23 protein-coding genes and 3 tRNA genes are annotated in these 26473 nt (G+C 66.4%); 8 read left to right on the top strand and 18 right to left on the bottom strand.

The window, feature by feature from the left end; translation table 11 throughout:
* Positions 1-278: 278 nt before the first annotated feature.
* The 6 genes from ACW178_RS09060 to ACW178_RS09035 all read right to left on the bottom strand — a co-directional run bounded on the left by ACW178_RS09060 (position 279) and on the right by ACW178_RS09035 (position 4113).
* Positions 279-560, bottom strand: a complete 282-nt coding sequence (locus tag ACW178_RS09060) for a hypothetical protein (protein ID WP_183215779.1) — start codon at positions 558-560, stop codon at positions 279-281.
* A complete protein-coding gene (nuoE, locus tag ACW178_RS09055; protein ID WP_287105088.1) occupies positions 560-1237 on the bottom strand; it encodes an NADH-quinone oxidoreductase subunit NuoE in 678 nt (225 codons plus the stop codon). Before nuoE ends, ACW178_RS09060 begins: the two co-directional genes overlap by 1 nt.
* A complete protein-coding gene (locus ACW178_RS09050) occupies positions 1234-2448 on the bottom strand; it encodes an NADH-quinone oxidoreductase subunit D (protein WP_228185737.1) in 1215 nt (404 codons plus the stop codon). The genes nuoE and ACW178_RS09050 overlap by 4 nt, the downstream gene beginning before the upstream one ends.
* 65 nt (positions 2449-2513) lie before the next feature.
* Positions 2514-3158 (bottom strand): NADH-quinone oxidoreductase subunit C, encoded by a 645-nt coding sequence (locus tag ACW178_RS09045; protein ID WP_492024480.1) that lies wholly within the window; start codon positions 3156-3158, stop codon positions 2514-2516.
* Positions 3155-3766 carry a NuoB/complex I 20 kDa subunit family protein gene (locus ACW178_RS09040; RefSeq protein ID WP_287105087.1) on the bottom strand — a complete coding sequence of 204 codons (612 nt, stop codon included), beginning with the start codon at positions 3764-3766 and terminating at the stop codon, positions 3155-3157. The genes ACW178_RS09045 and ACW178_RS09040 overlap by 4 nt, the downstream gene beginning before the upstream one ends.
* Positions 3736-4113: an NADH-quinone oxidoreductase subunit A gene (locus ACW178_RS09035; RefSeq protein ID WP_054765527.1), complete on the bottom strand. Its 378-nt coding sequence runs from the start codon at positions 4111-4113 to the stop codon at positions 3736-3738. Before ACW178_RS09035 ends, ACW178_RS09040 begins: the two co-directional genes overlap by 31 nt.
* A 204-nt stretch (positions 4114-4317) precedes the next feature.
* Here ACW178_RS09035 and ACW178_RS09030 point away from each other — a divergent pair, with 204 nt between their 5' ends.
* From ACW178_RS09030 to ACW178_RS09020, 3 genes are all read left to right on the top strand, one after another.
* Positions 4318-5949, top strand: coding sequence for an AbgT family transporter (locus ACW178_RS09030; protein ID WP_182713805.1), 1632 nt, complete (start codon positions 4318-4320; stop codon positions 5947-5949).
* A gap of 95 nt (positions 5950-6044) precedes the next feature.
* Positions 6045-6121: transfer RNA gene (locus tag ACW178_RS09025), tRNA-Asp, on the top strand.
* Positions 6122-6203: 82 nt separating this feature from the next.
* Positions 6204-6280, top strand: a tRNA-Asp gene (locus tag ACW178_RS09020).
* Positions 6281-6421: 141 nt separating this feature from the next.
* On the opposite strand, the gene ACW178_RS09015 is transcribed toward ACW178_RS09020, so the two are convergent.
* The gene (locus ACW178_RS09015; RefSeq protein ID WP_183215786.1) at positions 6422-7672 is read right to left on the bottom strand and encodes a glycosyltransferase; all 1251 of its coding nucleotides are present in this window, start codon (positions 7670-7672) and stop codon (positions 6422-6424) included.
* Between the two features lie 326 nt (positions 7673-7998).
* Between ACW178_RS09015 and ACW178_RS09010 the strand changes: the two genes are divergently transcribed.
* Complete coding sequence (locus ACW178_RS09010) at positions 7999-11298, top strand: autotransporter outer membrane beta-barrel domain-containing protein (RefSeq protein WP_492024479.1); 3300 nt, start codon at positions 7999-8001, stop codon at positions 11296-11298.
* Between the two features lie 57 nt (positions 11299-11355).
* On the opposite strand, the gene ACW178_RS09005 is transcribed toward ACW178_RS09010, so the two are convergent.
* The 4 genes from ACW178_RS09005 to clpX form a co-directional block, all read right to left on the bottom strand.
* Positions 11356-11431: transfer RNA gene (locus ACW178_RS09005), tRNA-Val, on the bottom strand.
* A 34-nt stretch (positions 11432-11465) separates the two neighbouring features.
* A complete protein-coding gene (locus tag ACW178_RS09000; RefSeq protein ID WP_054766918.1) occupies positions 11466-11741 on the bottom strand; it encodes an HU family DNA-binding protein in 276 nt (91 codons plus the stop codon).
* Between the two features lie 108 nt (positions 11742-11849).
* A complete protein-coding gene (gene lon, locus ACW178_RS08995; protein WP_287105224.1) occupies positions 11850-14246 on the bottom strand; it encodes an endopeptidase La in 2397 nt (798 codons plus the stop codon).
* Between the two features lie 512 nt (positions 14247-14758).
* Positions 14759-16027 (bottom strand): ATP-dependent Clp protease ATP-binding subunit ClpX, encoded by a 1269-nt coding sequence (gene clpX, locus ACW178_RS08990; RefSeq protein ID WP_054765523.1) that lies wholly within the window; start codon positions 16025-16027, stop codon positions 14759-14761.
* Between the two features lie 194 nt (positions 16028-16221).
* Here clpX and ACW178_RS08985 point away from each other — a divergent pair, with 194 nt between their 5' ends.
* Positions 16222-16872, top strand: coding sequence for an HAD-IB family hydrolase (locus tag ACW178_RS08985; RefSeq protein WP_287105222.1), 651 nt, complete (start codon positions 16222-16224; stop codon positions 16870-16872).
* A gap of 6 nt (positions 16873-16878) precedes the next feature.
* On the opposite strand, the gene ACW178_RS08980 is transcribed toward ACW178_RS08985, so the two are convergent.
* From ACW178_RS08980 to tig, 4 genes are all read right to left on the bottom strand, one after another.
* Complete coding sequence (locus ACW178_RS08980; protein WP_492024478.1) at positions 16879-17091, bottom strand: hypothetical protein; 213 nt, start codon at positions 17089-17091, stop codon at positions 16879-16881.
* 91 nt (positions 17092-17182) lie between these two features.
* Positions 17183-18348, bottom strand: a protein-coding gene (locus ACW178_RS08975; RefSeq protein WP_191559183.1) for an IS3 family transposase whose coding sequence is annotated in 2 segments (ribosomal slippage) — positions 17183-18090 and positions 18090-18348 — 1167 coding nt in all. Because the reading frame shifts where the segments join, the coding sequence is not laid out codon by codon here.
* Positions 18349-18533: 185 nt separating this feature from the next.
* The gene (locus ACW178_RS08970; RefSeq protein WP_054765520.1) at positions 18534-19181 is read right to left on the bottom strand and encodes an ATP-dependent Clp protease proteolytic subunit; all 648 of its coding nucleotides are present in this window, start codon (positions 19179-19181) and stop codon (positions 18534-18536) included.
* A 160-nt stretch (positions 19182-19341) separates the two neighbouring features.
* Positions 19342-20685 carry a trigger factor gene (gene tig, locus ACW178_RS08965; protein ID WP_287105220.1) on the bottom strand — a complete coding sequence of 448 codons (1344 nt, stop codon included), beginning with the start codon at positions 20683-20685 and terminating at the stop codon, positions 19342-19344.
* Positions 20686-20877: 192 nt separating this feature from the next.
* Here tig and ACW178_RS08960 point away from each other — a divergent pair, with 192 nt between their 5' ends.
* Positions 20878-21579 (top strand): MBL fold metallo-hydrolase, encoded by a 702-nt coding sequence (locus tag ACW178_RS08960; RefSeq protein WP_287105219.1) that lies wholly within the window; start codon positions 20878-20880, stop codon positions 21577-21579.
* Positions 21580-21738: 159 nt separating this feature from the next.
* Here ACW178_RS08960 and ACW178_RS08955 read toward each other — a convergent pair whose 3' ends face one another.
* Positions 21739-22032, bottom strand: coding sequence for a DUF883 C-terminal domain-containing protein (locus ACW178_RS08955; protein WP_224761412.1), 294 nt, complete (start codon positions 22030-22032; stop codon positions 21739-21741).
* Positions 22033-22153: 121 nt separating this feature from the next.
* Here ACW178_RS08955 and ACW178_RS08950 point away from each other — a divergent pair, with 121 nt between their 5' ends.
* Entirely contained in the window at positions 22154-22318 is a 165-nt protein-coding gene (locus ACW178_RS08950; protein WP_182713809.1) for a hypothetical protein, read from the top strand.
* Positions 22319-22434: 116 nt separating this feature from the next.
* Positions 22435-22656, top strand: a complete 222-nt coding sequence (locus ACW178_RS08945) for a con-10 family general stress protein (RefSeq protein WP_152950050.1) — start codon at positions 22435-22437, stop codon at positions 22654-22656.
* A gap of 220 nt (positions 22657-22876) precedes the next feature.
* On the opposite strand, the gene egtB is transcribed toward ACW178_RS08945, so the two are convergent.
* Both egtB and ACW178_RS08935 read right to left on the bottom strand, forming a co-directional pair.
* Positions 22877-25036 carry an ergothioneine biosynthesis protein EgtB gene (gene egtB, locus ACW178_RS08940; protein WP_464158348.1) on the bottom strand — a complete coding sequence of 720 codons (2160 nt, stop codon included), beginning with the start codon at positions 25034-25036 and terminating at the stop codon, positions 22877-22879.
* A 114-nt stretch (positions 25037-25150) separates the two neighbouring features.
* Complete coding sequence (locus ACW178_RS08935; protein ID WP_182713811.1) at positions 25151-26377, bottom strand: acyl-CoA dehydrogenase family protein; 1227 nt, start codon at positions 26375-26377, stop codon at positions 25151-25153.
* Positions 26378-26473 lie beyond the last annotated feature (96 nt).

The following is a 26473-nucleotide window of genomic DNA, read 5'->3' as shown; positions in this document are numbered from 1 at the left end:
GGTTCGGAAGCATCAGCAGGACCGGGTGAAGGCGTAGAGGGAGCGGTCGCGGGGACGACCGAAGGGGATGTGGGCGGAGTTTGCGTCGATACGGACCCAGCGCTCAGCGACAGACTGGCCGCGCCGGCCAGGTTGACCAGCAATCGCCCTGTCCCGGCGGGGCTCCACCCGCCTCGGCCGCGCTTGGGCGCGCGGCGCCCTGCCCGCTTCTGATCCGTCGACATGGCGCCCCCCGGCACGCTGCATCGAGTTCAAGAAACCACAGTAGATCGACGCGCTCATGACGAAGCGCCTTCCAGCTCGCGCATACGGCGTCGGTGATGCCGGGTGCGGCTGTAGACGGCGCCGATGACGCAGGCCCAGCCCAGGCCCAGCATGACGTAGGAGGCCGTATAGGCCCAGTCGCCCAGGCCGGGCGTGCCCTGCCGGGTGAACAGGATCAGCATGGCGGCGCCGACCACGAGCGCGAGTCCGCCCGCGCGCAGGGGGCGCGCGACCTGGCGCAGCTCCTTGCGGTATGCGGCGCGGCCTTCGTCGCTGTCGAGGTCAGGGGCAGGCATCAGGCCGGAGCCTTCTCGACCGGCGCGGGATCGCTGTTGGGCAGTTTCTTGATCGGCTTGGCGGCCGAGCCGTCATACAGCTTCGGGTCCAGCAGGGTCTTGGCCCCGCCGGCCGGCGCTGCATTGTGGCGACCGATGTAGGAGCCCGGCTTGGGCGCCTTGCCCGCCGCGAAATCGTCGATGATCTGACCAAGGGTCTCGGGCGTCAGATCTTCGAAATAATAGTCGTTGATCTGGGCCATGGGCGCGTTGGAGCAGGCGCCCAGGCATTCGACCTCCTGCCAGGTGAAGCGGCCGTCGGCCGACAGATGGTCCTTGGGACCAATCTTCTCCTTGCAGACCTTCATCAGCTCATTGGCGCCGCGCAGCATGCACGGGGTGGTGCCGCAGACCTGGATCAGGGCGGTCTTGCCGACCGGCTCCAGCATGAACATGGTGTAGAAGGTCGCGACCTCCATCACTCGGATGAAGGGCATGCCCAGCAGTTCGCCGACCGCGCGAATGGCGGGTTCTGAGACCCAGCCTTCCTGCTTCTGCACCAGCCACAGGATCGGGATCACCGCCGACTGGCGACGGTTTTCCGGATATTTCTTGATCCACCACTCGGCCTTGGCCTTGGTGTCCTTCGAGAAGGCGAACGAGGCCGGCTGTTCCTTGGCGAGACGACGAACGCTCATCGGTCTACTTCTCCGAAAACGATGTCGAGCGAGCCCAGGATGGCGGAGACGTCGGCCAGCTGGTGGCCGCGGTTCATCCAGTCCATCGCCTGCAGGTGACGGAAGCCCGGCGCCGAGATCTTGACGCGATAGGGTTTGTTGGTGCCGTCCGACACCAGATAGATGCCGAACTCGCCCTTGGGCGCCTCGACGGCCGCATAGACCTCGCCTTCCGGCGTCTTGAAGCCTTCGGTGTACAGCTTGAAGTGATGGATCAGGGATTCCATCGACCGCTTCATCTCGCCGCGACGCGGCGGAACGATCTTGTTGTCCTCCAGCATCACCGGCTCGCCGGGGCAGTTGCGCAGCTTATGGATGCACTGCTCCATGATGCGCACCGACTGCTTCATCTCCTCGATGCGGCAGAGGTAGCGGTCCCAGCAGTCGCCGTTCTTGCCGACCGGAATGTCGAATTCCATCTCGGCGTAGCACTCGTAGGGCTGCGACTTGCGCAGGTCCCAGGCGATGTCCGATCCGCGCAGCATCACGCCCGAGAAGCCCCAGGCCAGGGCCTGTTCCTTGGACACCACGCCGATGTCGACGTTGCGCTGTTTGAAGATGCGGTTTTCGGTGACCAGGCTCTCGATGTCGGCCAGGGCCTTGGGGAACTCCAGGCACCAGCGACCGATGTCGTCGATCAGGTCCATCGGCAGGTCCTGATGGACGCCGCCGGGGCGGAAATAGTTGGCGTGGAGACGCGCCCCGCTGGCGCGCTCGTAGAAGACCATCAGCTTCTCGCGCTCTTCGTGACCCCAGAGCGGGGGCGTCAGGGCGCCGACGTCCATGGCCTGCATGGTCGCGTTCAGCAGGTGGTTCCCGATCCGGCCGATCTCCGAATAGAGGACGCGGATCAGCTGAGCCCGGTACGGAACCTCGATGCCCAGCAGCTTCTCGATGGCCAGGCAGAAGGCGTGCTCCTGGTTCATCGGCGCCACATAGTCGAGCCGGTCCAGATAGGGCACGTTCTGCAGATAGGTGCGGGCCTCCATCAGCTTTTCGGTGCCGCGATGCAGCAGGCCGATATGCGGATCGACGCGCTCGACGATCTCGCCGTCCAGCTCCAGCACCAGACGCAGCACGCCGTGCGCGGCCGGGTGCTGCGGGCCGAAGTTGATGGTGAACTTGCGGTCGTCCATGTCGCGGGCATGGTCGGTCCGGTGATCCATCGGCATGTCTTCGAAGGGATCTCCGCCGCCGCCGCTGTTCGCGGACGCAGGGATACGGGCGCCGTCAGCCATCAGCCCTTCACTCCAGCCTTTTCGTCGCCGGGCAGGACGGGCGCCGGATAGTCGGCGCCTTCCCACGGCGACAGGAAGTCGAACGTGCGGAATTCCTGCGTCAGCTTGACGGGTTCATAGACGACCCGCTTCTGCTCTTCGTCGTAACGGACCTCGACATAGCCCGTCATGGGGAAGTCCTTGCGCAGCGGATGCCCCTCGAACCCGTAGTCGGTCAGCAGGCGCCGCATGTCGGGATGGCCTGCGAAGATCATCCCGTACATGTCGTAGGCTTCACGCTCGAACCAGCCGGCGGACGGATAGACGTGGCAGACGGTCGGGACCGGCTGGACCTCGTCGGTGGCGACCTTGACCCGGATGCGGGCGTTCCGCGTCAGGGACAGCAGGTGATAGACCACCTCGAACCGCTCTTTGCGATCCGGGTAGTCGGCGCCGCAGACGTCCAGCAGTTGCTGGAACCCGAACCGGTCGCGCAGGGCGGTCATCACCTCGACGATGTGTTCGCGCGGCGCGACCAGGGTCAGTTCGCCAAAGGCGACCTGGGCCTCGACGCCCCAGCCGTCGCCGGCGAGCGCCCCGACCAGCTCGGCGCCCATCGGCGTCAAGGCGGCCTCGAACTGGGCTTGAACGGCCAGCGAGCTCATCGGTCGATGGTCCCCGTGCGGCGAATCTTCTTCTGCAGCTGCAGCAGGCCGTACAGCAGGGCCTCGGCCGTCGGCGGGCAGCCGGGCACATAGACGTCCACCGGCACCACGCGGTCGCAGCCGCGCACGACGCTGTAGCTGTAGTGATAATAGCCGCCGCCGTTGGCGCAGCTGCCCATCGACACGACGTAGCGGGGATCGGGCATCTGGTCATAGACCTTGCGGATGGCCGGGGCCATCTTGTTGGTCAGGGTGCCGGCGACGATCATCAGGTCCGAGTGACGCGGGCTGCCGCGCGGGGCCATGCCGAAGCGTTCGACGTCGAAGCGCGGCATCGACATCTGGATCATCTCGACGGCGCAGCAGGCCAGGCCGAAGGTCATCCACATCAGCGAGCCGGTGCGGGCCCAGGTGATGACGTCGTCCAGCGAGGCGGTCAGGAAGCCGCGCTCGCCCAGTTCGGTGTTCACCGCCTCGAAGAACTTGTCATGGACCTTGGGGTCATAGCCCTCGACCGTCGACCGGGCGGCCGAGTTGGCGGGAACCATTGCGCCGGAAAGCGGCGACGAAGGCGCGATCACTCCCATTCCAGGGCTCCCTTCTTCCATTCATAGATGAAGCCGATGGTCAGGACGCCCAGGAAGACCATCATCGACCAGAAGGCGAAGATCATGCCCGCCTGCGACAGGTCGAACATCGACACGGCCCAGGGGAAGAGGAAGGCCACTTCCAGGTCGAAGATGATGAACAGGATGGACACCAGATAGAAGCGGACGTCGAACTTCATCCGCGCGTCGTCAAAGGCGTTGAACCCGCACTCATAGGCGGACAGCTTCTCGGCGTCCGGATTTTTCGGCGCCAGCAGCAGCGGCAGGGCGATGAAAAGCACGCCGATGAAGGCGGCCACGCCGGCGAAGATCAGCACCGGCAGATATTCGAGCAGAAATGCGTTCATTCAAAGAACCTCGGCCGCCGGGGAGAGGCGGGATTCGGGGCTTCTTAGACCCAACGTCGGCGCGGTTCAAACCCCTGTGACGACGGGTTTTTTGTTGCGAATCGGTCGCAGGTCTTCGGGCTATATGTCGCAGGTGGGGCGCTTGCCGTCTTCGGCAGCGCGCGGCCCTACTGACGGCCTGATTTCGCACCCGAAAGTCCGACGATGAATCCAGCCGCGCGCCTTCTGAACACGGTCGAGAGGATCGGAAATCGTCTGCCCGATCCGGTCTTTCTCTTCCTCTGGCTGGTCGGCGGCCTGATTCTGCTCAGCATGATCGGCGCGGCCCTGGGCTGGTCTGCGGTGAATCCGGTGACGGGCGATCGGCTGGCGGCTCAGAGCCTGCTGTCGCCCGAAAACCTTGAGCGGCTGATCATCGGCATGCCGCGCACCCTGGCGGACTTTCCGCCGTTGGGGATCGTCGTCACCATCATCTACGGGGCTTCGGTGGCGGAAAGGGCGGGCCTGTTCGCCACGGCGATTCGCGGCGCCCTGCTGAATGCGCCGCGCGCGATCCTGACCCCGATCGTGGTTGTGACGGGCATGGTCTCCCACCATGCGTCGGACGCCTCCTATGTCGTGGTCATCCCCCTGGCGGCGGTCATCTTCGCCGCGGCGGGCCGGCACCCCCTGGCCGGTCTGGCCGCCGGCTTCGCGGCCGTGTCGGGCGGCTATGCCGGAAATCTGTTTCCCGGCGCCAGCGACGCCTTGATCCTGGGGATCACTGAGCCGGCGGCCCACCTGATCGACCCCTCCTATTCGGTGAACATCGCCGGCAACTGGTTCTTCATCATCGGGGTCGTCCTGGTCTTCACCCCCATCGTCTGGTTCCTGACGGACCGGGTGATCGAGCCGCGCCTGGGGCCGTGGGCGCCGTCGGCGGACGCCGCCGCTCCCGCCGCCTCCGAGAAACAGCCCCTGACCGCCGATGAGAAGCGCGGCTTGGCCTGGGCCGGACTGGCCCTGATGGGGATGATCGCCCTCTGGGCCCTGATCACCCTCCTGCCCGGCTCGCCCTTCGTCGATCCGGCGGCCGAGCCCGAACAGAGGTTCAATCCCCTGTACCGTTCGCTGGTGGCCTTCTTCGCCGTGACCTTCTTCCTGACCGGCGCCGCCTATGGCGCCGGTTCGCGGTCAATCCAGTCGCATCGGGACCTGGTCCGCATGATGCGCGACGGCATCGCCCAGCTGGCGCCCTATATCGTGCTGGCCTTCTTCGCTGCCCATTTCGTAGCCATGTTCAACTGGTCGGGGCTGGGACCGATCCTGGCGGTCAACGCCGCCGCCGAACTGAAAAGCCTGGCCCTGCCCGCCCCCCTGCTGCTGATCTGCGTGGTCTTCGTCTCCTGCTTCTTCGACCTGTTCATCGGTTCGGCCTCGGCCAAATGGTCCGCCCTGGCTCCGATCGTGGTGCCGATGTTCATGCTGTTGGGGATTTCGCCCGAGATGACGACCGCCGCCTATCGGATGGGCGATTCGGTCACCAACATCGCCACGCCGCTGATGAGCTACTTCCCCCTGATCCTGACCTTCGCCCAGCGCTGGGATCCGCGCTTCGGCCTGGGGTCTCTGATGGCGACCATGCTGCCCTATGCAGGGGCCTTCCTGGTCGCCGGCCTGATCATGGTGGCGGCCTGGGTCACGCTGGACCTGCCGCTTGGGCCGGGCGTCGGCGTCTATTACGAACCGCCCGCCCCCGCCGTCGCCGCCCAGGAGCCTGCTGCAGGCGGTCTGGCGGGTCCGCACACCCCGCCCCAACCGGCGGCGGTCCCTTCGCCCACAGCCCCGTCGCGCTGACGCCCGTCTTATCGAAAAAGGTCGCTTGACGCGCTGTGTAAGCCCGCCTAAACGACGCCCCTCGCCGGGGCGCACAGCCGCTTCGGTTGGGAAACGCGGGTGTAGCTCAGTTGGTTAGAGTGCCGGCCTGTCACGCCGGAGGTCGCGGGTTCGAGCCCCGTCACTCGCGCCACTCTCTCTAGAAATAGATGGAGTGGCGCACACCGCCTTCCCACACAGTTTTCGAAACAACTCTAAAGTTTCGACCCAGGTACGCGGGTGTAGCTCAGTTGGTTAGAGTGCCGGCCTGTCACGCCGGAGGTCGCGGGTTCGAGCCCCGTCACTCGCGCCACTTCTTCTGTAACGAGGAAGCGGCGCGCCGCCCCGCAAGCGCGCAAATCCCCTATTTCTTGGAAAAACATCATCCCCTTCCGGGGTATGATCGGCGCTGACCGCAATACCGTCCCCGGAGACGGGCGGCGCCCGCTTCGGATCAGTGGACGGCGAACGCCGCCTCGGGCTGAACGAAGGCGGCCTCTCCGGTCAGCTCTCCATAGACCATGCACAGGTCTTCAAAGACGCGGTTCCACGCAAACCGGCTGACCGCCTTTTCGCGGGCGGCGCGGCCGATGGCCTCGATGTCGCGGGCAAACAAGGCCTCGATCGCCTGGGCGTAGTCGTCGGCCTCGGCGCTGGCGGCCAACTGGCCCACGGTCGAATCGACCGTCTCGGCCACGCCCCCGGCGTTTACGCCCACCACGGGCCGACCGCAGGCCATGGCCTCCAGCACGATCAGACCGAAGGGCTCCTTGTCATTGGCGTGAACGAAGGCGTCGCAGCTGGCGATGATCTTGGCCACCGCCCGCGGGTCCTTCTCATAAGGCAGGGAGATCACCCGGTCCTCGGCGGGCATGCCCGAACCGGCGCCGACCAGGACCAGATGATAAGGGGCGCCCAGCTTTTGGACCGCCTCGATCAGAACATCGACGTTCTTCTCCTTGGCGGGACGGCCGGCAAAACACAGAAGGCGTGCGTCCGGGCCGAGGCCCAGTTCCTTCAGCAGCCAGGACCGATCGCGGCGGTCGGGCCGGAAGGTGTCGACCTCGACGCCCAGCGGACGAATGACGATATTGTCCACCCCCGCCTCCTCAAGCCGCCGCGCGATGAAGCGGCTGGGCGAAACGACGCGGTCAAACTGGGAGAACAGACGGGCCCAGCGCTTTTCGACGGGCTTCTTGGCCCATTCGCCGAAATGAAGCGCCGCCAGGCCGGCTGGGTCCGAATGGCAGAAGCCGACGACGGGACAGCCGACCCTCTGGCCGGCCTCCAGGGCGCCCTGTCCCGGCGTATAGGGGTCGCCCGCCTCAATGATCGACGGCTTCATGGCCGCGACCCAGGCGCTCCAGCGCTTGACCGAACTGGGCCAACGATAGCCGTCTCCGAACGGCAGTCGCGTGGCGCGCAGCTGAACGATCCCGTCCGCCCGCGCCCTGTGTCGGGCGCCCGGCACGATGAGGGAATGGCTGACCCCCGGCCGATTGGCCTCGATCCACGCCTTCTTCGACAGCAGGTATCGCTTCACGCCGCCGGACCGGGGCGCGTACAGCATGGTGGTGTCCAACAGCCGCGGCCGCTCGTCCTGCGACGCCTGTTTCAACGCCCTCAAGGTGTCCGCCACCTCCACGTCCAGTCCGGGAATCAGACGAAGTTCGCTTTCGTGGACGTCGAGATCAGTCAGGGTCATTCGGGGGTTCTCGTCAGGTCTGCGCTCGCAAACGCCGAAAGGCGCGGAATGGATGCCTCATCCTCAGAGGCGGTTGACCATGATCTTCGCCCCTAGACCCGGCTGCGGCAAAGCTCAATAGGGAGCGAGAAAAACCCTCCGAACCCCGCCCATCACGACTGAAAATCAGGACCTTGGCCCGACCACCCCGCCCTTTCGGCGCCGCAACAGATGGGGCGCGGCCTTGCATTCGCCTCAAATTCGATAAAGTTGGGGAAGGCTGGCCCGGACCCTGCTAAAGGGTCGCCTGCATCGTGATCGCGTGACCACCAGGGGTTTTCTTCCGAATGCGTATTCTGCTCGCGACCGCCGTGGCGATCGCCCCCTTGATGGCCGTAAGCGGCGCTCAGGCCGAGGTCGTCGTCTCGACCGCCCGGACCACCCCGATCCGCACGGCGAACGCCACCGGAACGGCGGCGGACAACGTCCGTCTGGCCAGCGGCGGCTCGGTCGCCGTCAACTCGGGCGCGGCCGTGACGCTTGATTCCAACAACACGGTCGATCTGGACAGCGGCAGCTCCATCACCATGGACAAGGCCGCCGACGGCGCCACCGGCATCCTGGTCAACGGCGGCAACACCGGGTCGGTCACGGTCGGCGGGACGATCTCCATCACCGACAGCCAGGAAACGGCTGACATCAAGGACACAGACGGCGACGGCGATCTGGACGGCCCCTTCGCCACGGGAACCGGCCGCTATGGCGTGCGGGTGACCGGGGCATCGCCCTTCACCGGCAACGTCCTGGTCGAATCCAGCGGCTCCATTACGGTCGAAGGCAATAATTCCTACGGGCTCGGCGTCGAATCGGCGGTGAACGGCAAGGTTCAGAGCCTGGGCACCATCCGGGTCGTCGGCGACAACACGGCGGGCGTCCGCACCACGGCTCCGGTCTCGGGCAATGTGGATCTAGCGGGCTCCATCTCGGCCACCGGCGCGGGCGCGACCGGGGTCTCGGTCGAAGGCGCCGTGGGCGGCGCTCTGAAGATCCATTCCACCATCGCCACCACCGGCTATCGCTACACCACCCCGCCTCCGGCGCGCCCCTCCACCGGAACGTTCGACAACGCCACCACCCTGTTCCTGGATGAGTTGGACGCCGATGACCTGCTTCAGGGCGGACCGGCCGTGCGCGTCGGCGCCAATGTCGCGGGCGGCGTCCTGCTGGACAAGGCCCTGGCCTATTCGGCCGCCGGCATCGACGGCGACGACGACAAGGACGGCGTCAAGAACGGCGACGAGGACGACGACGGCGACGGCGTCAAGAACCGCGATGATCTGGACCGCGACGGCGACGGCGTGCCCGACGCCAGCGAAACCACGGCCGCCCTCACCTCTCTGGGCGCCGCGCCGGCCCTGCTGATCGGCTCCACCGCAAACACTGTGACCTTGGGCGCGGTCGGGACGGGCGACGCCGCCTATGGCCTGATCAACCGGGGCGCCATCACCGGATCGGGCGTCTATTCCGGCGTTCAGGGACGCGGGCTTCAGCTCGGCGTGGACGGCGGACAGGCCGTGACGATTGCGGGCGGCGTGCGCAACGAAGGCTCGATCGCCGCCTCGGCCGTCGACGCCAACGCCACCGCCATCCAGGTCGGCGCCGGCGTCTCCGCCCCCGCCCTGGTCAACACCGGGACTATCCAGGCCGTCGTGGCCGGCAAGGGAACCGAGGCCGCCACGGGTGTTCTGATCGGCGCCGGCGCAAACGTCGGCAGCCTGACCAACACCGGCACGATGATCGCCTCCTACGGCGGCGACGACGGTTCGGCGACCGTGATCCGCGATCAGTCGGGCTCGCTGACCCAGCTGAACAACGCCGGCGTGATCGCCGGCTCCCTGACCGCCAGCTCCAGCAGTCTGGCGGACGTCTCCGGCACGGTCACGGCCATCGACCTGTCGGCCAACACCAGCGGCGTGACCCTGCGCCAGTACGGTGTTCCCGCCGCAGCCGACAGCACTGCGACCGACACTGACAAGGACGGAGTGCCGGATGCCAGCGAGCCCCAGATCGTGGGCGCGATCAAGCTGGGCTCGGGCGCCGACACCTTCAATGTCGAGAACGGCACGGTCGTCGGCGACATCGCCTTCGGCGCCGGCGCCGACCGGCTGGCGATCAGCGGCGGCGCCGTGGTGCAGGGCGCGATAACCGACAGCGACGGCGCCTTGGACATCAACGTTTCCAAGGGCACGCTGAACGCGACCCAGACGACCGCCACCAACATCTCCAGCCTGAACGTGGGGGCCGACGGCGTCCTGATCACGACCCTGGACCCCAAGGCCGATCGCGCCGGCGGCTTCAACGTCAGCGGCGCCGCCACCCTGGCGACGGGCGCGCAGCTGGGCGTGCGCTTCTCCTCCCTGCTGGAGGGGCCGGAACGGTTCGACATCATCAAGGCCGGCACGCTGAACGTCGGCCAGATCGACAAACAGCTGCTCGCCGAAAACTCGCCCTATCTCTATGTCGTCGAAGCGGGCGTCGATCAGGGCGCCAACAGCCTCTATATCGACGCGCGCCGGCGCACCGCCCAGGAGGCCGGGCTGATCCCGGTCGAGGCCTCGGCCTATGACGCCGTCTACGCCGCCCTGGGCGCCAATGAGACGGTTCGTAACCTGTTCCTGTCCCAGACGGGCCGCGACGGCTTCATCGACGCCTATGAGCAGATGCTGCCGGACCATTCGGGCGGTCCGCTGATGTCGCTGTCGGCCGGGGTGGACGCGGTGACCCGCGCCCTGACCGGTCGCAACGCCTCCGCCGCGCCCGGCGAGACCAGCGCCTGGCTGCAGGAGATCAACTTCTACGCAGACAAGGACAAGACCGACTCCTACGGCTTCCGTTCTGAAGGATTCGGCGTGGCCGGCGGCGTCGAGAAGGGCTCTAGCCTGGGCGCTTTCGGCGTGACGGCGGCCTTCACCTCCTCGGACATCAAGGATCCGGAAGCGGAGGCCGAAGAGGTCCTGTCCGCCAATCTTCTGGAGCTGGGCCTCTATTGGCGCGCCCAGGGTCAGTACTGGACCACCTGGGCTCGGGCGGCCGGCGGCTACGCCAGCTTCAGCGCCGACCGCTCGCTGGTCGCCGGCGGCGTCTATCTGAACAATACCTCCGACTGGCACGGCTGGACCGCCGCCGCCGCCGGGGGCGCCTCCTATGAGCGCAACTACGGCCGGCTGAACGTCCGTCCCGAAATCTACGCTGAATACTTCCGCCTGTCGGAAGACGCCCGATCCGAAAAGGGCGGCGGCGACGGCTTCGATCTGGACATCGATTCCCGCGACAGCCACATCTTCTCGGCCGTGGCGGCGATGAACGTCGGCTACGGCTTCGGCCGCGACGGCTGGATCCGCCCCGAACTGCGGATCGGCTATCGCCAGAACCTGTCGGTCGACGCCGGCGAGACCATCGCCCGCTTCGCCAGCGGCGGGCCGGACTTCATCCTGTCGCCGGACGCCGTCGAGGGCGGCGGCCTGCTGCTGGGCTTCCGCATGAACCAAGGCAACGAGCTGGGCATGTTGTCCCTGACGGGCGACGCCGAGCTGCTGGAGGACTATGTCCGCTATTCGCTGCTGCTGCGGGCCAGCTTCCGGTTCTGATCGGAGCCTCAGACCCAATGCGAAAGGCCGCCGGAGCGATCCGGCGGCCTTTTTGATTGGTAGGCGGCGACGGGCTCGAACCGCCGACCCTCTCGGTGTAAACGAGATGCTCTTCCAGCTGAGCTAGCCGCCCTTGAAACCAGAGCGGGGCTTATGCCCTCTGGGCGTCAGGCGTTCAAGGCGCTTTTCAGGCCTTCGCCGGCGCGGAAGCGGGCGGTGCGGGAGGCGGCCCGCGCTATGGCCTGGCCGGTTTGAGGATTGCGCGCCACCCCCGCCTTGCGCTCGATCGTGGTGAAGCTGCCGAAGCCGATCAGCTTGACGTCGTGACCGTGAGACAGGGCCTCGACAACACCGTCGGTGAAGGCCTCCAGCGCCGCCTTGGCCTGGTCCCGACTGATGTTCGCCGCCGTCGCCATGCGACCGATGAGTTCCGCTTTCGTCATCGTCATCCCTCCAAACGGTCAGTAAACGTCCGATAGGCGCTCGCGTCAAAAGCGAAAACGCCGCCGACGGGCTGTCGGCGGCGTTCCGGCGTGCGACTTAAGTCGCGTTCAGTGGCTGACAGCCGCCGTGGCGCCCTCCGCGGGGGGAACGGGCGTCGGCAGGGGTTCAGCCGTCTCGTCCCATTCGACCGGGGTCAGGGCGCCGACCAGGGCCCATTTCAGGGCCTCGTCCGCCGTGGAGATCGGCACGATCTCCAGCGCCGACTTCACATTGTCCGGCACGTCGGCGAGGTCCTTTTCGTTCTCCTGGGGGATCAGCACCGTCTTGACCCCGGAACGCAGGGCCGCGAGCAGCTTCTCCTTCAGGCCGCCGATGGCGGTGACGCGGCCGCGCAGGGTGATCTCGCCGGTCATGGCGATATCCTTGCGGATCGGCACGCCCGTCAGGACCGAGACCATGGCCACGGTCATGGCGACGCCGGCGGACGGACCGTCCTTGGGCGTGGCGCCGTCCGGCACGTGGACGTGGATGTCGGTTTTCTCGAACACCGGCGGCTTGACGCCGAAGTCCAGAGCCCGCGAACGGACATAGGAGGCCGCCGCCGAGATCGACTCCTTCATCACGTCCTTGAGGTTGCCGGTCACGGTCATGCGGCCGCGACCGGGCATCTTGATCGCCTCGATGGTCAGGATGTCGCCGCCGAACTCGGTCCAGGCCAGGCCGGTGACGATGCCGACCTGATCCTCCTCATCCGTCTCGCCGTAGCGGAACTTCTTCACCCCGGCGTATTCGGCCAGTTTTTCCGCATCGACGGTGATCGAGCCGACGCCGGTCTTGGCCATTTCGCGAACGGCCTTGCGGGCCAGACCGCCCAAGGCCCGCTCCAGCGACCGCACCCCGGCCTCACGGGTGTAGTAGCGGATGAGGTCGCGGATCGTCTCGTCCGGAACGACCAGTTCGCCGTCCTTGAGGCCGTGGTCCTTCATCTGTTTGGGCAGGACGTGACGCTTGGCGATCTCGACCTTCTCGTCCTCGGTGTAGCCCGACACCCGGATGATCTCCATCCGGTCCATCAGGGGCTGCGGCATGTTCAGGCTGTTCGCCGTGGTCACGAACATCACCTGGGACAGGTCGTAGTCCACCTCCAGATAGTGGTCGCCGAAGGTCGAGTTCTGGGCCGGGTCCAGCACCTCCAGCAGGGCCGAGGACGGATCGCCGCGCCAGTCGGCGCCCAGTTTGTCGATCTCGTCCAGCAGGACGAAGGCGTTGGTGGTCTTGGCCTTCTTCATCGACTGGATGATCTTGCCGGGCATGGAGCCGATATAGGTCCGGCGGTGGCCGCGGATCTCGCTCTCGTCGCGCACCCCGCCCAGGGACATGCGGACATATTCACGCCCGGTGGCCTTGGCGATCGACTTGGCCAGAGAGGTCTTGCCGACGCCGGGAGGGCCGACGAGGCACAGGATCGGCCCCTTCAGGCTGCCGGTGCGGGCCTGGACGGCCAGATATTCGATGATCCGTTCCTTGACCTTCTCCAGGCCGAAGTGGTCCTCCTCGAGGATCTCTTCCGCCCGCACCAGGTCGATCGGCTTCTGCTTGGCCTTGCCCCACGGCACGGACAGCAGCCAGTCGAGGTAGTTGCGCACCACCGTCGATTCGGCCGACATCGGCGACATGTTGCGCAGCTTCTTGACCTCGGCCTCGGCCTTGGTCCGGGCCTCCTTGGACAGGCGCGTCTTACGGATGCGCTTCTCCAGGTCCATGATTTCGTCGCGCGCGTCGTCGGTCTCGCCCAGCTCGCGCTGGATCGCCTTCATCTGCTCGTTCAGATAATATTCGCGCTGGGTCTTCTCCATCTGACGCTTCACGCGCGAGCGGATCTTCTTCTCGACCTGCAGGACGGAGATTTCCCCCTCCATCAGGCCATAGACCTTCTCCAGCCGCTTGGGCACGTCGATGGTTTCAAGCAGACCCTGTTTGTCGATGATCTTGACCGACAGATGGGCCGCGACCGAGTCCGCCAGTTTGGAGGCGTCGGTGATCTGGGGGATGGAGCTGAGGGCCTCGGGCGGCACCTTCTTGTTCAGCTTCACATAGTTTTCGAACTGCTCGACCACGGCGCGCAGCATGGCCTCGGCCTGAGAGGTCTCGCCCGGCTCGTCCTCGATCTCGACGGCCTCGGCCTCGAAATAGTCGGTGCGGTCGGTGAAGCGGGTCAGGCGGGCGCGGCCCTTGCCCTCGACCAGGACCTTGACCGTGCCGTCCGGCAGCTTCAGCAGCTGCAGGACGCTGGCCAGGACGCCGATGGGGTAGATGGCGTCGGGCGACGGGTCGTCGTCAACGCTGTTCTTCTGGGTCGCCAGAAGGATCTGCTTTTCGCCCTTCATGATCTCGTCGAGGGCCTTCACCGATTTTTCGCGGCCCACGAAGAGCGGCACGACCATGTGCGGAAAGACCACGATGTCTCTCAACGGCAGGACGGGCAGGATCTTGGTGTCAGTCATGATGCGTACTCCTGGGCCATTGGTGATCGCCGGCCCGCCGCCACGGTCGCCCGGGCAAGAGGCCCGACCAGCGCGTGACGGCCCGTCGATTCCGACGGCGTTCGGATGAGTATGTGGTTTGAAAGACCTGCGGTTCAAGCGTGGCCGCCCATCCGCCCACATGCACGTGTCTTTCCGCCCACGCCGCCGGGATCTGCGGCCGGTCGGCGCGCGGCTGTCGGACACAGAAAAACAGTGTCCGATGTGTCCGATGTGTCCGATTTGAAAGTCACCTCCGTTACGCCTCTGCGCCGCCTCGGCTGATCCGCCAGCATAAGCCGCCCCGGCGACGCGACGGGAGATCAGCGCCTGGGATCGACAAAGCTCTGATTTTCAACGGGGCGAGTTGCAGAAATGCGCGGCCGACGCGGGCTCGGAATGGGAAATCTTCCCCCGCTTGCAAGGGAGGGTCTTCAAAGAAAAGGGCCGGAGCGGCGTCGCTCCGGCCCTTGTGACGTTCAGCCGCAGCCCGTTCAGGCGGCGCCGTCGGCCTTCTTCTTGGAGGCTTCGGAATAGATCAGCAGGGGCTGGGCCTTGCCGTCGATGACTTCAGCATTGACCACCACCTCCTCGACGCCTTCGAAGGTCGGCAGTTCGAACATGGTTTCCAGCAGAATGCCTTCCAGGATCGAACGCAGGCCGCGTGCGCCGGTCTTGCGGGTGATGGCCTTCTTGGCGACGGCGATCAGGGCGTCGTCGGTGAAGGTCAGTTCGACATTCTCCATCTCGAACAGACGCTTGTACTGTTTGACCAGGGCGTTCTTGGGCTCGGTCAGGATGGTGACCAGGGCCGTTTCGTCCAGATCCTCCAGCGTCGCCAGGACAGGCAGACGGCCGATGAACTCGGGGATCAGGCCGAAACGCATCAGGTCGTCAGGCTCCACCCCCTTGAGGATGTCGCCGGTGCGGCGCTCGTCGATTTCCTTGACCTTGGCGCCGAAGCCGATCGAGGCCCCCTCGCCGCGCGCCGAAATCACCTTCTCCAGCCCGGCGAAGGCGCCGCCCACGATGAAGAGGATGTTGGCGGTGTCGACCTGCAAGAACTCCTGCTGCGGATGTTTGCGGCCGCCTTGCGGAGGCACGGAGGCGACGGTGCCTTCCATGATCTTCAGCAGGGCCTGCTGCACGCCCTCGCCCGAGACGTCGCGGGTGATCGAGGGATTGTCCGACTTGCGGCTGATCTTGTCGATTTCGTCGATGTAGACGATGCCGCGCTGGGCCCGTTCGACATTGTAATCCGACGCCTGGAGCAGCTTCAGGATGATGTTCTCGACGTCCTCGCCCACATAGCCGGCCTCGGTCAGGGTCGTGGCGTCGGCCATGGTGAAGGGCACGTCGATGATGCGGGCCAGGGTCTGGGCCAACAGCGTCTTGCCCGAACCGGTCGGGCCGATCAGCATGATGTTCGACTTGGCCAGTTCGACGTCGTTGTTCTTCGTCGCGTGGTTCAGACGCTTGTAATGGTTGTGGACGGCGACCGAGAGGACCTTCTTGGCGTGCGACTGGCCGATGACGTAATCGTCCAGGACGTCGCGAATCTCCTTGGGCGTGGGGACGCCGTCGCTCGTCTTCTTGAAGCCGATCTTGTGCTCTTCACGGATGATGTCCATGCACAGTTCGACACATTCATCGCAGATGAAGACGGTCGGTCCCGCAATGAGTTTGCGGACTTCGTGCTGGCTCTTTCCGCAGAACGAGCAGTACAGGGTGCTTTTGGCGTCAGAGCCGGCTGCTTTGGTCATAGACCCTTATCTCACTCCCGCGGAGCGGACCGAAATGGCCCGATACGCGCTTCCTCCGCGTTGATTCCAGCACTCTGGACGCAAAGGTCTTCAAAAAATGACAATCACCCATCCCACGTTCCACGACAACCCCGAAGGCGGAGGGGCGAGGTCACGGAAAGGGGATGGATCAGTGTCGTTGGGGATCACGGCGAATGTCTGACATGGGAAGTCTGCAGGAATTACGCCAGTCCCGGATCAATTCGGAACAGCCGCTCGTCGCCTTCGACTTCGACGGCACCCTGACGATTCGCGACAGTTTCACGCAGTTTCTGCGCTGGAAGGCCGGTCCGGGCGGCTGGGCCCTGGGTCTGGTCAAGCTGGCGCCGGCCCTGGCGGCCTATGGGCGGGATCGTGATCGGGGCCGGATCAAGGCCGCCTCGGTCAAGGAATTCCTGGCCGGCATGGACCGCGAAAGTCTGGAGGCCGAGGCGGAACGGTTCGCCGACCTGGTCTGGGACCGCTTCATGCGGCCGGACGCCCTGAAGGTCTGGAACGACTGGGGCGAGCGCGGCGCCCATCGCGTGATCGTGACCGCCTCGCCCGAGACGACGGTTGAGCCCTTCGCCCGCCGGCTGGGCGCCGAGGCCCTTCTGGGAACGCCCCTGACCTTCGACGCCGAAGGCCGGGTGACCGGCGCCTTCGACGGCGCCAACTGCCGGGGCGAGGAGAAGGTGCGGCGTCTGAAGGCCGCCTATGGCGAGGATCTGGTCCTGACGGCCGCCTATGGCGACACCTCCGGCGACGCGGAAATGCTGGCCATCGCCCAGTCGCCGGGGTTCCGGGTCTTCGCCCAGCGGCCCTGAACGGCGTCAGCGGCCGTCGGCGTCCACGTCGAAAACCATGGCCTTGCCCCGCGAGGTCGGGTCCCAGCCCGCCTCGATGGCGGCGGTGACGGCGTTGCGCACCGCATCGACATTGACCCGCTGCTTCTCCACGTCGGGCCGGCCGTTGGGACGCAAGGGCGGCGGAAACTGGATGATGGCCTCGCGCTTGAAATCCACATGGCGCAGGGAGACGGCCATCCCCTCCCACACCGCCCCGCCGACGGGGCGCGGCTGACGACGGATTTCCCAGGCATAGGTCTTGAGGCGCCCCCCTCTGGTCCCTCGATCATTATGAGAGTCCAGGGGGTTGATAGCCGATCTGCTTCGCCGACGGGAGCGGCCGTGCGGCGGAGCTGATCAAGTTGCGCAGCCGAACGGCCGCGGGGTTCAGGCGCACCGCCTCCGGGGTCAGTCCCCCGTGCGCCGAGTGCGGCCTGACGTGGTTGTAGTCGATGCGCCAGCGCTCGATGACGGCGCGGGCCTCGGCCAGGGTGGCGAAGACCTCCTCGTTCAGACACTCGTCGCGGAGCCTGCCGTTGAAGCTTTCGACGAAGCCATTCTGCTGCGGCTTGCCCGGCGCGATGTAATGCCAGGCCACGCCGGTGCGGTTGGTCCATTCCAGGATGGCCCGGCTGGTCATCTCGGTCCCGTTGTCGCTGACGATCATGGCCGGACGCCCGCGTCGGGCGATCAGCCGGTCCAACTCGCGCGCCATGCGTGAGCCGCCGATCGAGGTGTCGACCACCAGAGCCAGGGCCTCGCGCGTGAAGTCGTCCACGATGCACAGGATGCGGAAGCGTCGGCCCCACGACAGACTGTCGGCCACGAAGTCCAGCGACCAGCGCTGGTTTGGGCCGTCCGGCAGGGCCATGGGCGCACGGGTTCCGGTGGCCCGCTTGCGGCCCCGTCGCCGTCGCACCGCCAAGCCTTCCTCCCGATAGAGCCGGAACAGCCGCTTCTTGTTCATGCTGAGGCCCTCCCGTTGCAACAGAATGCCCAAGCGCCGGTAGCCGAACCGGCGGCGCTCAGCCGCCAGGCTGCGCAGGCGCTCGCGCACCTCCACATCGCCCTGTTCAGGCTCGCGACGCACCGTCTTCGGATCGATCTGAACCAGCCCGCAGGCGCGCTTCTGGGAGAAGCCGCGCTCCGCCATCAGACGAAGCACGGCCGCTCTGCGCGCTGCAGGCCCGATCAGTTTTTTCCCAGAAGATCCTTCAGCGCCGACACGTCCAGCATCGACTCCGCCAGCAGCTTCTTCAGCCGCCGGTTCTCGTCTTCCAGCGCCTTCAGCTTCGTGGCGTCCGACACGCTCATGCCGCTGTACTTCGCCTTCCACCGATAGAAGGTCTGCTCGCTGATCCCGTGCCTTCGGCATACCTCCGCCGTCGGGCTTCCGGCCTCCTGCTCGCGCAGCACGCCTATGATCTGCGCTTCGTTGAACCTGCTCTTCTTCACGTCCGTCTCCTTGATGAAACGGACTCTCACTCAAAACGAGGGATCAGGAAGGGGGCGCCTCAGTCTCGCCCTCCACCTCGATCGTGCCTGAGGGGTCTCTTGTGAACTGCATCTCGGTTCCGATGGACGAAAAGAAAGGGGCGCGCCGCCAGGACGCGCCCCCTCATTCTAGCTGAAAACGGGGCTTAGGCGCCGGGCGTCTTTATGCCGTCGGCGTCCGCCTGTTCGCGCCGGTCATAGACGTGGTCGACGATGCCCCAGGCCTTGGCCTCTTCGGCCGACATGAAGTGGTCGCGGTCAAGGGTGCGCTCCACCTCCTCGTAGGTGCGGCCGGTATGATGGACGTAGATCTCGTTCAGCCGCTTCTTGGTGTAGCGGATGTCCTCGGCGTGGCGCTCGATGTCCGAGGCCTGGCCGCGGAAACCGCCCGAAGGCTGGTGCACCATGACCCGGGCGTTCGGCAGGGCGATCCGCTGGCCCGCCTCGCCGGCCGTCAGGATCAGGGAGCCGGCCGAGGCCGCCATGCCCATGACCACGGTCGAGACCGGGCTCTTGATGTATTGCATGGTGTCGTAGATCGCCAGCGCCGAGGTCACCTGACCGCCGGGGCTGTTGATGTACATGGAGATTTCCTTCTTGGGGTTCTCCGACTCCAGGAACAGCAGCTGGGCGCAGATCAGCGACGCCATGCCGTCCTCGAACGGCCCCGTCAGGAAGATGATCCGCTCGCGTAGCAGGCGCGAGAAGATGTCGAAGGAGCGCTCGCCCCGGCTGGACTGCTCGACCACCATGGGGACGAGGTTCATGTTCATCAGTTCGATCGGATCGCGCATGGAGCCTTCTCAAGAATGCGGGGGAGCGCGCGACTCGCGGTCGCTCGCCTTGTTGTTCTGCATATCGCGTTATGAAGGCCGCCTTACAAGGTGGGGCCCGCATACGAAAAAGGCGGGGATCGCCGACCCCCGCCTCTTCACGATCCGATGAAGGCGGCGATCAGCCCTCTTCGTCTTCCTTCAGCAGCTCTTCCTTGCTGATGGGCTTGTCGGTGACTTCGGCCAGGCCGACGATCAGGTCGACGACCTTTTCCTCATAGATCGGGGCGCGCATTTGGGCGGCGGCGTTGGGGTTCTGACGGTAGAAGTTCAGGACGGCCTGCTCCTGGCCCGGATAGTTGCGGGCTTCCTGCAGCAGGGCGGCGTTCAGCTCCTGGTCGGTGACCTGGACATTGTGGGCGCGGCCGATTTCGGCCAGGACCAGGCCCAGGCGCACGCGACGCTCGGCGATCTTCTTGTATTCGGCCTTCAGGTCCTCTTCGGACTTGGCGGCGTCTTCTTCCGGCAGGCGGCCGGCGGCCTTGTCGGCCTCGACCTGTTGCCAGATGCCGTCGAACTCGGCTTCGACCATCTTGGGCGGCAGGGGGAAGTCATGGGCGGCGTCCAGCTGGTCCAGCAGGGCCCGCTTCAGCTTGAAGCGGGCGGCGCCGGCGTACTGCTGGTTCAGGTTCTGGCTGAGCAGCTCTTTCAGGCGATCCAGCGATTCCAGACCGATACGCTTGGCGAACTCGTCGTCCACCTTGGCTTCGACCTCGGACTTGATGGCCTTCACCTTGATGTCGAAGGTGGCCAGTTTGCCGGCCAGATGGGCGGCCTGGTAGTTTTCCGGGAAGGTGACCTCGATGGTCTTTTCCTCGCCGACCTTGGCGCCCTTCAGCTGCTCTTCGAAGCCGGGGATGAAGCGGCCCGAGCCGATCACCAGGTCCGCGTCCTCGGCGGCGCCGCCGTCGAAGGGCTCGCCGTCCAGCTTGCCCAGGAAGTCGATGGTCAGCTGGTCGCCCTCGGCGGCCTTGACGCTCTTGCCCTTCTTGTCCTCGTAGGACTTGGCCTGGCCGGCCAGTTCGGTCAGGGCCTCGTCCAGATCGGCGTCGGACGCCTCATAGGTGGGGCGTTCCAGCTTCAGGGTCTTGGGATCGACCGGGGTGAAGTCCGGCATGATCTCCAGCGACATCTCATAGGCCAGGTCTTCCTGACCGGCGATGACCTTGTCCATGTCGGAGGTCAGCTTCATCTCGGCGGGAGCGGCCGGACGGATCTTGGCCTCGTCCAGAGCCTTCTGGCTGGTCTCGTTCAGCTGGGCGTTGATGATCTCGCCCATGAAGTCACGACCGAAAGTCTTCTTGACGTGGGCGACCGGCACCTTGCCCGGACGGAAGCCCTTCAGCTTCATCTGAGGGGCGACTTCCTTGACGCGGGCTTCGAGCTTCTCGTTCAGCTCCGCGACGGGAATGGTGACCGCGATCACGCGGCTGAGGCCTTCGTTCGACTTTTCGACGACTTGCATGGTCGGGATTTCTGACGCTCTGGGGCGCGTGAACCGTCGGAACGGCCGGCGCGGAATGGATAAAGCAAGAAGGCCGCCCCGTTTGGAGCGGCGCCTCGAAGCCCGCCCTTATGTCGAGAAGGGCTCCAAAGGTCAACGCGGGCGTGGCCCGCAGCGGTGGTTTCGCGTCACGGGGGCGGCTAAGAAGGCGTCATGACCCAGCCCGCCTCCCCCATCGGCGTCTTTGTGACGCCCGTCACGCCGCTTCAGCAGAACTGCACCACGGTCTGGTGCACCGCGACCAACAAGGCCGCCGTGATCGATCCGGGCGGATCGGTGGATGCGGTCCTGGCCGAGGTGACGCGGCGCGGCCTGACGCTGGACCAGATCTGGATCACCCACGGCCATCTGGACCACGCCGGCGGCGCGGCGGAGATGCAGGAGAAGACCGGGGTCCAGATCACCGGACCGCAGAAGGCCGACCAGTTCTGGATCGACCGGATCGTGGAGACCGGCCGGATGTACGGCCTGCCCGAAGCCCGGCCCTTTACGCCTGACCGCTGGCTGGAGGATGGGGATACCGTCAGCCTGGGCGAGACGAGCTGGGAGGTGCGCCACTGCCCCGGCCATACCCCCGGCCATGTGATCTTCTTCAACCGGGCGGCCCGGTTCGCCCAGGTGGGCGACGTGCTGTTCAAGGGTTCGGTCGGCCGCACCGACTTCCCGATGAGCGATCCGCCCGCCCTGATCCGCGCCGTGGTGGAGAAGCTGTGGCCGCTCGGCGACGACGTGACCTTCGTGCCGGGCCACGGGCCGATCTCGACCTTCGGCGAGGAGCGGCGGACCAATCCCTTCGTGTCGGATGCGGCTTTGCAGAGGGCGCCGATCCAGCGGGAGCCGACGGGGCCGGCTTAGATCTTTTCCTTCTCCCGTGGGGAGAAGGCGGCCCGCAGGGCCGGATGAGGGACCGGCGGCGGGCCAGCTCGCACCACCGTGCCCCTCACCCTTTTGCGCAAGGACGATCGCTGCGCTCTCGTGCGCTCAAGCCCTCTCCCGGCGGGAGAGGGTTTGCTTTTAGCGGCGCATCAGCATGCCGATGATCACCCCTATGCCCAGGGCGTAGAGGGTGGTCTTCATCGGCTCATCGCGGATGCCGTCGCGGGCGGTCTCGACCCGGCCGGCCAGCTTGCTGCGGATCATGGCGGCGTCTTCGCGCAGAGCCTGACGCAGCGACGTGGTGTCCTCGAAGCTGCGGGCTTCGCCCTCGGCCAGGATGGCGTCCGCCTGTCGGTCGAGGCGCTGGGTCGGGCCGTCGTCTTCCGTGACGATGTCATCGGGCGAGGAAGGGGCGATGGGGGTCTGGGTCATGGGAATCTCCGGGGTTCGGACACTGAACCGGCCCGACCGGATCCAGTTCCCCAGGTCCGCCCCCAAAGCCGGGGGTGAACATTGGGGTGCGGGCCGCGTTCTCCATTCAGAGGAGAAGACCATGACCTATGTCGAACCCACGCCCCCCGGAACGCCGCAACCGGAAATCCAGCCCGAGCCGACGCCCCAGCCCGAGATCGATCCGGCCGACGCGCCCGACGAAATGCCGCCGATGGAGCCGGGCGGCGGCGGCGAAGGCGATTCCCGCCCCTATGCAGCCGTTTGAAGTCAAACCACAAAGACGTTCAGATCACCGCGGTAAAACGAAGTTACCTACGGAACCGTCACGGAGTCACAGGGTTCATTTCGGCAAGCGCAACGGCAGCACTGAAAGGAACACCGATGGACGGCCAGACCTCGCGACCCTCCGGCGTTTCCAAGCGAGGCTTCGCCTCCATGGATCCCGAACGTCAGCGCGAAATCGCACGCAAGGGGGGCGCAAGCGTCCCCAGCGAAAAACGAAGCTTCTCCCAAGACCGCAGCCTGGCCGCCCAGGCCGGACGCAAGGGCGGCGAGGCCTCGCACGGGCCGAAGAAGGACGCGGCTTCGAACGAAGCCGAGTGACACGGCTTCAGTGAGAGTCTGCAGGGCGGCGCGTCGAGGATGCGCCGCCCTTTTTCTTTTCCATGCACTCGCCCCCATGGCCGTCATCCTCGGCCTTGTGCCGAGGATCCATAGGCTCGGTCTTGCAGGGGGCACGACGCCCGGCGCCGGGATTATGGATCCTCGGCACAAGGCCGAGGATGACGATCTTATCTGTATAGACAGAAAGGAAGTGGCCCCCTCACCCCCGCAGCAAGGCCAGGGCCACGCGGGGTTCGGGCGAAACCTCGAAACCGGCCATGGACCAGCCGGACTCCTTGGCCAGGGCCTCGACCGAATCCGGCGTGAACTTGCGCGAGCTTTCGGTGTGGAGGGTCTCTCCGGCCATGAAGGTGAAGGCCCTGTCGCCGACGCGGGCGGCGGTTTGACGCAGCGCCTGAAGGTGCATTTCCATGCGCGAGTGATCCGGGTTCCAGACGGCGCGGTGGGCGAAGGCGTCCAGGTCGAAATCGGCGTCCAGTTCGGCGTTGGCGCGGACCAGGAGGTTCAGGTTGAAGGCCGCGGTGACGCCCCGGCTGTCGTCATAGGCGGCGACCAGGGTCGCAGGGTCTTTGACCAGATCGACGCCCAGAATGAACAGGGCCCCCTCCCCCAGCATCCGACGCGCCGAGGCCAGGAACCGCACCGCCTCCTCGGGCTCCAGATTGCCGATGGTCGAGCCGGGGAAGAAACCGATGCGCCGCCCCTGCGGCAAATCGTCCGGCAGGGGCGACAGATGTTCGAAATCGCCGAGAACCGGCTGGACCCGCAGGGCCGGATAGTCGGCGGACAGGCGGGCGACGGCGTCCAGCAGGGCCGTCTCGCTGATGTCCAGCGGCACATAGGCGCCGAGGTCGGGCGCGGCGTCCAGCAGGATGCGGGTCTTTTCGCTGGCGCCCGAACCGAACTCGACCAGGACGGCCTCGGGGCCGAAGTCGGCGGTCAGGGCGGCGGCCCGGTCGCGCAGCAGGGCCGTCTCCTGACGGGTCGGATAATATTCCGGCAGGGCCGTGATCTCTTCGAACAGGCGCGAGCCCTCGGCGTCATAGAACCACTTGGGCGGCACGGCCTTCTGGTCGCGGGACAGGCCCTGGACCAGGTCGCGCCGGAAGGCGGCCGTCTGGGCGTCCTCAATGAAACTCGTGCGCCCGCGCGGGGCGTCTTCGGCCAGTCTCAGACCCATGAAGGCCCACCTCTGTTGGGGATAGAAGAAGTTGCGATAGGTGACGCGGGCGTGGCCGTGCGGCGTGGCGAAGGCGCCGCCGCGCAAGACCATCTGATTGGCCATGAACTTGCCGTTGTACTCAGCCGCCGTGCCAGGCGTCGGCTGGAAGCCGGGGTAAGGGGCGTAGGCGCTGGACGTCCACTGCCAGACCTCGCCCGACAGGTTTGAGAAGGCGTCGGGCGCCGTGGTCGCGGCATGCTCCCACTCCGCCTCGGACGGCAGGCGCTTGCCGGCCCAGCGGGCGTAGGCGTCAGCCTCATAGAAGCTGACATGCCGCACCGGGGCGGTCGGATCGACCGGGGCGCGGCCGATCAGGCTCAGGACCGTCCAGTCGTCGCCGTCGCGGCGCCAGTAGAGGGGCGCGGTCCAGGCCTCGGCCTTGACTGTGGCCCAGCCGTCGGACAGCCACAGCTCGGGCCGGGCGTAGCCGCCGTCGGCGATGAAGCCCAGCCAGTCGCCGTTGGTCACCAGGTCGGCGGCTAGGGCGAAGGGTTCCAGCCAGACCCGGTGCGACGGCCCCTCATTGTCGAAGGCGAAGCCGGCGCCGCCATGACCGATCGAGACCAGGCCGCCCTCGAAGACGACGGCGCCGCCGCGCGCGGCCTCAGGCGGGGCCTGTCGCGGCTCGACCGCATAGGCGGCCGGGTCCAGCGGCGAACAGGCCATCAGGTTCAGCAGGTCCATCAGGAACAGCTCCTGATGCTGCTGGTCGTGGTGCAGGCCCAGTTCGAACAGATAGCGCTGATGGCCGCTGGACGGCCCCGAGGCCAGCCAGGCGGCCATGCGGCGGTCGATCTCGCGCCGATAGGCCAGGACCTCGTTCACCGAGGGCCGGGTCATCAGGCCGCGCTGGGGCCGGGGCACCCGCTCGCCCAGGGCCTCGTAGTAGGAGTTGAACAGCTGCTGGAAGCGCGGATCGACCGGAGCATAGTCCGGGTCGGCCGACAGGATCATCGCCTCGAAGAACCAGCTGGTGTGGGCCAGGTGCCATTTGCTGGGGCTGCAGTCCGGCATGGACTGGGCCGCCAGATCCTCGGGCGACAGGCCTTCCGCCAGGGCGGGCATGGCGCCCCGGATCGCCCTGAAACGGGTCACGTCGGACGCCGCCCGCGTATCGGGCTCCAAGCGCGCATTCATCTCAGCCGTTCCGTCCCCGCTTGCGACGCCCCGGCTGGCCTCGCGTCGTCCTGTCCGGAAAACGTCAGGCGCCGCCAGGGGTTCCCTCGGAAGCGGACGGCGTGACGCCGTTTCTCAGGCCGAGGGTCTGCCGCCGTGTTTGGCGTACTCCAGCCGGGCGATGGCGCGGTTGTGCACCTCGTCCGGGCCGTCGGCGATCCGCAGGGTGCGCACCGTGGCGTAGAGTTCGGCCAGGGGGGTGTCGGCCGAGACGCCGGCGCCGCCGAAGGCCTGGATGGCGTCGTCAATGACCTGAAGCGCCATGCGCGGGGCTGCGACCTTGATCTGGGCGATCTCGGAGCGGGCGTTCTTGGCCCCCGCCTCGTCCATCATCCAGGCGGCCTTCAGCACCAGCAGGCGACACATCTCGATATTGGTGCGGGCCTCGGCGACCCGCTGCTCCCACACCGAATGTTCGGCCAGCTGTTTTCTGAAGGCGGTGCGGTTCAGAAGGCGGGTCACCATCAGCTCCAGCGCCCGCTCGGCCGCGCCGATCACGCGCATACAGTGGTGGATACGGCCCGGGCCGAGGCGCCCCTGAGCGATCTCGAATCCCCGGCCCTCGCCCGCGATCAGGTTCTCGACCGGCACGCGGACGTTCTCCAGCACCACCTCGGCGTGGCCGATGGGCTTTTCGTCATAGCCGAAGACCGACAGCATCCGCTCGACCCGGAAGCCGGGCGTATCGACGGGGACGATGATCTGGGACTGCTGGGCGTGCGCAGCGGCGTCCGGATCGGTCTTGCCCATGACGATGGTCACGGCGACGTTCGGATGGGCCATGTTGGTCGACCACCATTTGCGGCCGTTGATGACATAGTGATCGCCGTCGCGCTCGATCCGGGTCCGGATATTGGTGGCGTCGGACGAGGCGACCTCGGGCTCGGTCATCAGGAAGGCGGAGCGGATCTCGCCCGCCATCAGCGGCTTCAGCCAGCGGTCCTGCTGGGCCGCGTTTCCGTACATATGGAGCACCTCCATATTGCCGGTGTCGGGGGCGTTGCAGTTGAACACCTCGGCCGTCCACAGGTGGCGGCCCATCATCTCGGCGAGGGGGGCGTATTCCAGGTTCGTCAGGCCGGCGCCCCCGTTCTCTCCGTCATGGCCGCCCGGCAGGAACATGTTCCACAGGCCCGCCTCACGCGCGGCGGCCTTCATGGCCTCCATGACCGGAGGCTGGCGGTTCGGGTTTTCGCGCACCTGGGCGAAATAGTCGGCCTCGCGCGGGATGACCTGTTCGTCGAGAAAACGGCGCACGCGGGCGTGCCAGTCCAGGGCGCGGTCGGAATGTCTGAAGTCCATGTCGTTTCCTCGTTTTTCGGTCGCGCCTCTGACGGACGCTGAAGACGAAAACGGCGCGGCCCCCGAGGGGAGCCGCGCCGCAGACAAGTATTGATC

The sequence above is a fragment of the Brevundimonas sp. AVps4 genome (assembly GCF_058681525.1).
This window is presented reverse-complemented; position numbering and strand designations above follow the sequence as displayed.

Coding starts and splice junctions, on each gene's coding strand:
- tig (WP_287105220.1), bottom strand. CDS start 20,685: ATGCAAGTCGTCGAAAAGTCGAACGAAGGCCTCAGCCGCGTGATCGCG.
- ACW178_RS08970 (WP_054765520.1), bottom strand. CDS start 19,181: ATGCGCGATCCGATCGAACTGATGAACATGAACCTCGTCCCCATGGTG.
- nuoE (WP_287105088.1), bottom strand. CDS start 1,237: ATGAGCGTTCGTCGTCTCGCCAAGGAACAGCCGGCCTCGTTCGCCTTC.
- ACW178_RS09030 (WP_182713805.1), top strand. CDS start 4,318: ATGAATCCAGCCGCGCGCCTTCTGAACACGGTCGAGAGGATCGGAAAT.
- ACW178_RS08955 (WP_224761412.1), bottom strand. CDS start 22,032: ATGACCCAGACCCCCATCGCCCCTTCCTCGCCCGATGACATCGTCACG.
- ACW178_RS08960 (WP_287105219.1), top strand. CDS start 20,878: ATGACCCAGCCCGCCTCCCCCATCGGCGTCTTTGTGACGCCCGTCACG.
- ACW178_RS09010 (WP_492024479.1), top strand. CDS start 7,999: ATGCGTATTCTGCTCGCGACCGCCGTGGCGATCGCCCCCTTGATGGCC.
- ACW178_RS08945 (WP_152950050.1), top strand. CDS start 22,435: ATGGACGGCCAGACCTCGCGACCCTCCGGCGTTTCCAAGCGAGGCTTC.
- ACW178_RS08935 (WP_182713811.1), bottom strand. CDS start 26,377: ATGGACTTCAGACATTCCGACCGCGCCCTGGACTGGCACGCCCGCGTG.
- egtB (WP_464158348.1), bottom strand. CDS start 25,036: ATGAATGCGCGCTTGGAGCCCGATACGCGGGCGGCGTCCGACGTGACC.
- clpX (WP_054765523.1), bottom strand. CDS start 16,027: ATGACCAAAGCAGCCGGCTCTGACGCCAAAAGCACCCTGTACTGCTCG.
- ACW178_RS08980 (WP_492024478.1), bottom strand. CDS start 17,091: ATGGCCGTCTCCCTGCGCCATGTGGATTTCAAGCGCGAGGCCATCATC.
- ACW178_RS09015 (WP_183215786.1), bottom strand. CDS start 7,672: ATGACCCTGACTGATCTCGACGTCCACGAAAGCGAACTTCGTCTGATT.
- ACW178_RS09045 (WP_492024480.1), bottom strand. CDS start 3,158: ATGAGCTCGCTGGCCGTTCAAGCCCAGTTCGAGGCCGCCTTGACGCCG.
- ACW178_RS09040 (WP_287105087.1), bottom strand. CDS start 3,766: ATGGAAGAAGGGAGCCCTGGAATGGGAGTGATCGCGCCTTCGTCGCCG.
- lon (WP_287105224.1), bottom strand. CDS start 14,246: ATGACTGACACCAAGATCCTGCCCGTCCTGCCGTTGAGAGACATCGTG.
- ACW178_RS09050 (WP_228185737.1), bottom strand. CDS start 2,448: ATGCCGATGGATCACCGGACCGACCATGCCCGCGACATGGACGACCGC.
- ACW178_RS08950 (WP_182713809.1), top strand. CDS start 22,154: ATGACCTATGTCGAACCCACGCCCCCCGGAACGCCGCAACCGGAAATC.
- ACW178_RS09035 (WP_054765527.1), bottom strand. CDS start 4,113: ATGAACGCATTTCTGCTCGAATATCTGCCGGTGCTGATCTTCGCCGGC.
- ACW178_RS09000 (WP_054766918.1), bottom strand. CDS start 11,741: ATGACGAAAGCGGAACTCATCGGTCGCATGGCGACGGCGGCGAACATC.
- ACW178_RS09060 (WP_183215779.1), bottom strand. CDS start 560: ATGCCTGCCCCTGACCTCGACAGCGACGAAGGCCGCGCCGCATACCGC.
- ACW178_RS08985 (WP_287105222.1), top strand. CDS start 16,222: ATGTCTGACATGGGAAGTCTGCAGGAATTACGCCAGTCCCGGATCAAT.